5 protein-coding genes are annotated in these 6053 nt (G+C 57.0%); all 5 read left to right on the top strand.

The genetic code is table 11. The annotated features are described in order from the left end of the window. The first annotated feature begins 109 nt into the window (after window positions 1–109). Window positions 110–250, top strand: a complete 141-nt coding sequence (locus V7665_RS12830) for an ATP-binding protein (protein WP_335664929.1) — start codon at window positions 110–112, stop codon at window positions 248–250. Between the two features lie 238 nt (window positions 251–488). Then, window positions 489–1919: an aldehyde dehydrogenase family protein gene (locus tag V7665_RS12825; protein WP_335664928.1), complete on the top strand. Its 1431-nt coding sequence runs from the start codon at window positions 489–491 to the stop codon at window positions 1917–1919. A gap of 394 nt (window positions 1920–2313) precedes the next feature. Then, window positions 2314–3774, top strand: coding sequence for an amidase (locus V7665_RS12820; protein ID WP_335664927.1), 1461 nt, complete (start codon window positions 2314–2316; stop codon window positions 3772–3774). Between the two features lie 507 nt (window positions 3775–4281). Then, window positions 4282–4566 carry a hypothetical protein gene (locus tag V7665_RS12815; protein ID WP_335664926.1) on the top strand — a complete coding sequence of 95 codons (285 nt, stop codon included), beginning with the start codon at window positions 4282–4284 and terminating at the stop codon, window positions 4564–4566. Window positions 4567–4599: 33 nt separating this feature from the next. Continuing rightward, on the top strand, window positions 4600–5694 hold the full coding sequence (locus V7665_RS12810) for a phosphotransferase family protein (protein WP_335664925.1): 1095 nt from the start codon (window positions 4600–4602) through the stop codon (window positions 5692–5694). Window positions 5695–6053 lie beyond the last annotated feature (359 nt).

Below are 6053 nucleotides of genomic sequence, written 5' to 3'. Positions count from 1 at the left end.
CTTCCGGCAGCCTGCAGAAGGTTTGGGGTTCGATGGCTCGCCGTCTGCGCACATGTGGCGTACACTTAATTGGCCCAATAATGCACTCTAATACCAACGGCCCTAAGCTTTGTCCGTTGCTTCGGTCAGGTCGACACTCTCGATCCTCGACGACTGGGGGCTTCAGCCACTCGATGCCCAGGCTCGCCACGATCTGCTCGAGATCCTCGAAGATCGCCACGGCCGCAAATCGACGATCGTCACCAGCTAGCTCGACGTGGCGTCGTAGCACCGCGCGATCGACGATATGAGTCAATGCCAGGGTGACAATGTCCCCCAAACTTCATGCGATAATAAGCGGGTTTCGGCGAGAGCTTGCCGAAATACGGCAAGAGCTTGACTCGACGCGGCTGGAGCTTGGCGAAGCGCGGTGTGAGATTGCGGAAGTCAGGACGATAATGCGGCTTGCGCTGTCTAACGAAGAATCCATTTCAGGAGAGGATTGACCCATGAATTTTGACGATGATTTCAAAATGCTGATCGGCGGAGAATTGGGGGCAGGGACCGCAACATTTGACGTGATAAACCCTGCCAACGCCAAAGCCTTCGCCAAGGCGCCAGACGCGAGCAAAAGCGATCTCGACAGTGCTGTCTCTGCTGCGCGGCGGGCTTTTCCTAGCTGGTCAGCCACACCCATCGCAGAACGCAAGGCCAAGCTGGTCGAACTGAGCAACGCCATCATGGCGCAAGCGGATGGGCTCAAGCGGTTACTGACCCGCGAGCAGGGCAAGCCGCACGGCGATGCGGAATTTGAGATCATGGGGGCCGCCATGTGGCTGCAAGGGGCTGCTGCCCTCGACCTTCCCGTGACCATCAATGAGGATAGCGACGAACGCTATAGCGAAACCCGCCACGTTCCACTGGGTGTGGTTGGGGCCATTGCTCCTTGGAACTTTCCCATGCTCCTTGCGATGTTCAAGCTGGGTCCGGCGTTGCTTGCCGGCAATGCGGTCGTGCTCAAACCCTCGCCGTTCACGCCGTTGACCACCTTGAAGTTCGGTGAAATCGCATCGCAGATTTTGCCTGCTGGTGTGCTCAACATCATTTCCGGAGGTGATGCGCTTGGCCCGTGGATGACGGCCCACCCCGGTTTTGACAAGATCAGCTTCACCGGCTCGACCCAGACCGGGCGTCGCGTTATGGCGTCCGCCGCGCCGACGCTCAAGCGTGTTACGCTCGAACTGGGCGGCAACGATCCGGCGATCGTGATGCCCGATGTCGATGTCGAAAAGGTGGCAGAGCAGCTCTTCTGGGCAGCATTCCAGAACAATGGGCAGATCTGCATCGCGACCAAGCGGATGTATGTTCACAAAGACGTTTATGAGCCGCTCAAGGAAGCCCTCGTTGCTTATGCCAGGACCGTCAAGATCGGCGATGGTGCCGAGCAGGGAACACAAATCGGTCCAATTAATAACCTGACCCAATATGAACGTGTTCTTGGACTGATTCAGGACGCCAAGGATAAAGGCTATACCTTCCTTTTGGGTGGCGAGAAGTCAGACGTGCCGGGCTACTTCGTCCCGGTGACAATCATTGACAACCCGCCCGAAGACAGCCGTATCGTGCAGGAAGAGCAATTTGGACCGGTGCTGCCGTTGATCAAATTCGATGACATTGACGATGTGATCGCCAAGGCGAACGCCACCGAATATGGTCTGGGTGGCTCGGTGTGGGGCAATGACGATGACAGGGCCTTCGAAATCGCCCAGCGGATCGCAAGTGGTACTGTGTGGGTGAATGAAACGCAGCATCTTTCCCCAATGGCGGCTTTTGGCGGCATGAAGCAATCTGGCGTCGGCGTGGAAGGCGGAGTTGAAGGCCTGCTGGAATATACCAACGCACAAACGCTCGTGCGAAAGAAGCGGCCGCTGACGGCATGAGCGGACATGGGGCGGCAGGAAGTAATTCCTGCTGGCTCGCTTGGGTTTTAGCAAAAGAAAAGAGCTTGTCCATTGAAGCTGAATCTCCCACAAGCTTTGCCAATGTCCCGCTGCGATGAAATCATTCACGCGACGATCCGGATCATTGGCAGGAAGGACTTGCCTGGGGCGAGTATCTGGGCAATCTCGCATCTGTGGAAAATAAATAAGATATTTGGCAGCTTGCTTAGCGGCACTTTTGCACCGCAGTTACGAGAATCCCTAAACAATTGAGCGATTGAATTTGTCGGAGAACTGAGTCATCAGGGGATCGAGAACCCGGAATCGATGGTACCAGAGATTATCTGGACAATCTGGAGTTCGATCAAGGCTCGAATATCGATGGGAGCAAGGAATGGCGGGCGCGACAGAGGAGGTGCAAAGCCGAGGCTTGGCGAGCAGCATAGCGGGTGACGAGCTGTGTTGGTTGCCGGCTTGGCGAATTCGGGAGTTGATCGCCGCGCGCGATATATCTCCGGTCGAAATTGTCGATCGGACTTTATCACGTATCGAGCAACTGGATCCCCTTATCCATGCCTTCCGCTTCGTAGATGTAAAAGGCGCAAAGGATCAAGCAGCTCAAGCCGAGCGCGATCTTGTCCATGGGGAGGCCCTGGGGCCGCTGTTTGGTATCCCCATTTCGGTGAAAGAGCACATCGCGATTAAAGGCATGCCCTATTGGTCTACCAACAGCCTGCCGCATGCTGATACAGCGGGCTCACCTGATTGGGGCAGGGCACGCCGCGACTCCATCCTCGTCGAACGATTGCGGAAAGCCGGAGCGATCGTAATAGGTACAACGATCATGCCCGGTTTCGGGACGGATCCGTTCTTGCCCGAGCTGACCAATCATCCGCGCAATCCCTGGAATCTCGAACATGTGCCGGGTGGATCGACGGCTGGCGGTGCCGCATCGGTGGCCGCTGGCATTACCTCGATCACCATCGGTTCGGACGGAGCGGGTTCGATCCGGGAGCCGGCAGCGATGTGCGGTATTGTAGGCTTTCATCCTACGCCCGGCCGTATTCCCAGCGTTGACTATGATACACCGAGTGTCGTTCGCGGGAGTACTTTTGGTCCGTTGACACGCGACGTTCGCGACGCAGCGCTCGTCATGCAGATTCTTGCTGGTCCGGACGGTCGAGACCCGTTCGAAATCCAGACACCCGCTCCTAATTACACCCTTTCGCTCGATGATGGCGTGCGAGGCCTTCGCTTCGCCTGGACTGACGATTTCGGATTTGGGAAGCGCTATTCGCTTCCTGAAACGCCTGCGGTAATCGATGTGGTACGCAAAGCGGCTTTTGCATTTCGCGAACTAGGCGCAGCAGTTGATCATACGTCGATGGAGTGGGAAGACTATTTCCCTTCATTTGTGGCGATGACAGCCGCTTATGACACGTCAACCACAATAGCTTATTTCAATGCATCCCAGAATCCGCAGTCCCTTGAGGAGGCGCACGAGGTCTATAGTCGCAATTGGCATCGCTTCCAGCAAGTCTTTTCAGCGCACGACCTCATTATCAGCCCCACAAGTACATTCACCGCGCCCGAAGTCGGGGAATGGGATCGGCTCGCGAAAAATCCTGACCTCCCGCACAATCATTTTATGCCCACATACGGGACAAATATGCAGCTTTTCAATATTCTGGGCTGGCCGGCGGCCTCAATCCCATGTGGATTCGTCAACGATATGCCCGTCGGTATGCAGATCATCGGCAGGCCGGAGCAGGAGGCCCTTATTCTGCGCACGGCCAGAGCCTATCTAGCCACTTATCCATTCAGCGAGCGGCCGCCGCCTGTTGCGCGAGCCTGAATCCGAATTCGGCGTCGGGATTTGGCTAATGCATCAATCCACACTGCTATTACTCGCGGAGCGAGGGCTTGCGATCAAGAATGACGGTGGGTTGATCTGCATGGTACGAGGGCAGATCTACATGCGCTCGGCGGACTTGAAACCGCCGGCCAATTCCATGTCAATTTCAAGCGGGGGCATTTCGAGCGGGGGCACTTGTGGTTCAAAACCAAACGGCGTATGGTAGTTATCGAGTAGCCGCATGAAGTCGGCGTATCAAGGGAGGGGCTCGATGATTCAGACTGGCAAATATTGTAATTCTTTATCTTCTTGCATCCGCAATAGAATATTGCCGCTCTCGACGACGGCATTCCTCTTTGGTTTCTCTGGAACCCCCCTCTCGGGGCTGCTGGCCGGTGGCAATCCGACTGTGGTGCCCGCCGGCAATGGGGCAATCCCACCGCCGGAGCACAGAGACCCACCTGCGCGCGTTCGCGGGCGGCTGCCAGCGGCGCTCGGCAGATAGAAATGGACGAGATCGTTGTGTGGGTAAAGCGCGAAGGGGTCAGCGTTCTAAACATTCCTGCCGCGGTCAGCGTGCTGGGGGGGCATGAGATCACCAAGCCGGGAATCGCGAACACGCAGGATTTTCAGGCTCGCGTGCCCAGTCTTATCACGTCGTACGAACTGGGTATTCCTAACGTGTTCATCTGCGGGATCGTGGAAAACGGCAAGGAGGGGCCTCTCTCGTTTACCAAACCGCAGACTTTGGTTATCGCAAAGCAGCCACGGAGTGGATCGACGGAACTATGATCGATATCATCAGGCCCAATGAGGATTAATGCCATGACCGAGAGTGAACCGTCTTCGCGTGATGAACAGGAGGCAGGCACATTTCAGGCTACTCCCCCAAGCCGGGGCGGGGATTCGCCGGAGTTTCGCGAGCGCGCCCTGGCGTGGTTTCGTTTCGCTCTGCCCGGACAGTCGGTGGAGATCGAAACGCTTGAAATGCCTAAAGCCAACGGCTTTTCGGCTGAAACCTTCCTATTCGGGTTGAAGGTTGATGGAGCGTTGCGGCGTTATGTTCTGCGGCGCGATCCGGTCGATAACGCGCTCTTCGTTGGTCTGGATAACTCCCATCAAGCGACGGTGATCGCTGCGCTGCATGCGGCGCGGAACGTGCCGGTTCCAGCAATCCTCGGCGAAGAGCGAGATCCATCTGTGCTCGGATCCCCGTTCTTCGTTATGGAACATGTTGACGGGCGTATCCCCCCAGACAATCCACCTTACAGCATAAGTGGCTGGGTGAGTGCGCTTTCCGCCGGGGATCGCGAGAGATTATGGTGGTCCGCGATCGAGGCGATGTCCGGGATGGCGGCATTCGATTGGCGCGAAGCCGGCCTGGGCCACCTCCTGCGGGGGGCACCAGGCCAGAACGGCCTGGAATGGGAGTTCGAATATTATCTGAAACTGTATCGCGACCATGCCGACGGAGTTCAGGAGACGTTTATCTCCGAAGCTGCGCGGTGGGTCGAGAAGAATATGCCCGCCGAGGATCAGCTGACGCTTAGTTGGGGCGATGCTCGCCTGGGTAATATCATTTTCCAGGGGACCGATTGCGCGGCGCTCATAGACTGGGAACAGAGCACGATCGGCGCCGTGGAGCGCGACCTTGGCTGGTGGTTCTTCAACGACAGCTATTGGCATGAAGGCATCGGAGCCAGCCGGAATGCCGGCTGGCCATCGCACGCGGAAACAGAACAATATTATGCGAACCTCGTCGGTAAGCCGCTCAAGGACGTCGGCTTTTACAAGGCATTCGCCACTTTTCGGGGGGCTGTGAGCATGGCGCGGGTCACGGCGCTGGGCATGTTGCCCGATATGCCGATCGACGACTTTCCTCCGGCGCGCTTGTTCAAAGCGACGGTCAGCAGTCTTTGACGGCGTTGGCGCAATTTTCCGGAGGGAAGCCCGAATGGAAAATGAATTGAAGCCGGCGATATCATCCGGCCAATGAGAGTTGTTGGCATGACCGCGGGGTGAAGCGTCTTCGCGTGATGATCAGGTAGCCGGTACAGCTCAGCCCCCCCCAGTCGGGGCGGTGACTTTGCTGGAGTTTCGCGAGCCCGCACTGGCGTAGTTTCGACGCGCTCTGCCAGGGCGATCAGTGGAGATCGAAACGCTTGAAATGCCTAAGGCCAGTGGCTTTTCGGCTGAAATATTTCAGTGCAGATTGAAGGTTGACGGCGAATTTCGGCGTTATGTTCTGCGGCACGATCCGGTCGATAGCGCGCTCTTCG

The organism is Parasphingorhabdus sp., from assembly GCF_036964675.1.
Lineage (GTDB): Bacteria > Pseudomonadota > Alphaproteobacteria > Sphingomonadales > Sphingomonadaceae > Parasphingorhabdus.
The sequence above is the reverse complement of the archived record's forward strand: the minus strand, read 5'-3'. Positions and strand labels throughout refer to the sequence as shown.

Coding starts and splice junctions, on each gene's coding strand:
- V7665_RS12825 (WP_335664928.1), top strand. CDS start 489: ATGAATTTTGACGATGATTTCAAAATGCTGATCGGCGGAGAATTGGGG.
- V7665_RS12820 (WP_335664927.1), top strand. CDS start 2,314: ATGGCGGGCGCGACAGAGGAGGTGCAAAGCCGAGGCTTGGCGAGCAGC.
- V7665_RS12815 (WP_335664926.1), top strand. CDS start 4,282: ATGGACGAGATCGTTGTGTGGGTAAAGCGCGAAGGGGTCAGCGTTCTA.
- V7665_RS12810 (WP_335664925.1), top strand. CDS start 4,600: ATGACCGAGAGTGAACCGTCTTCGCGTGATGAACAGGAGGCAGGCACA.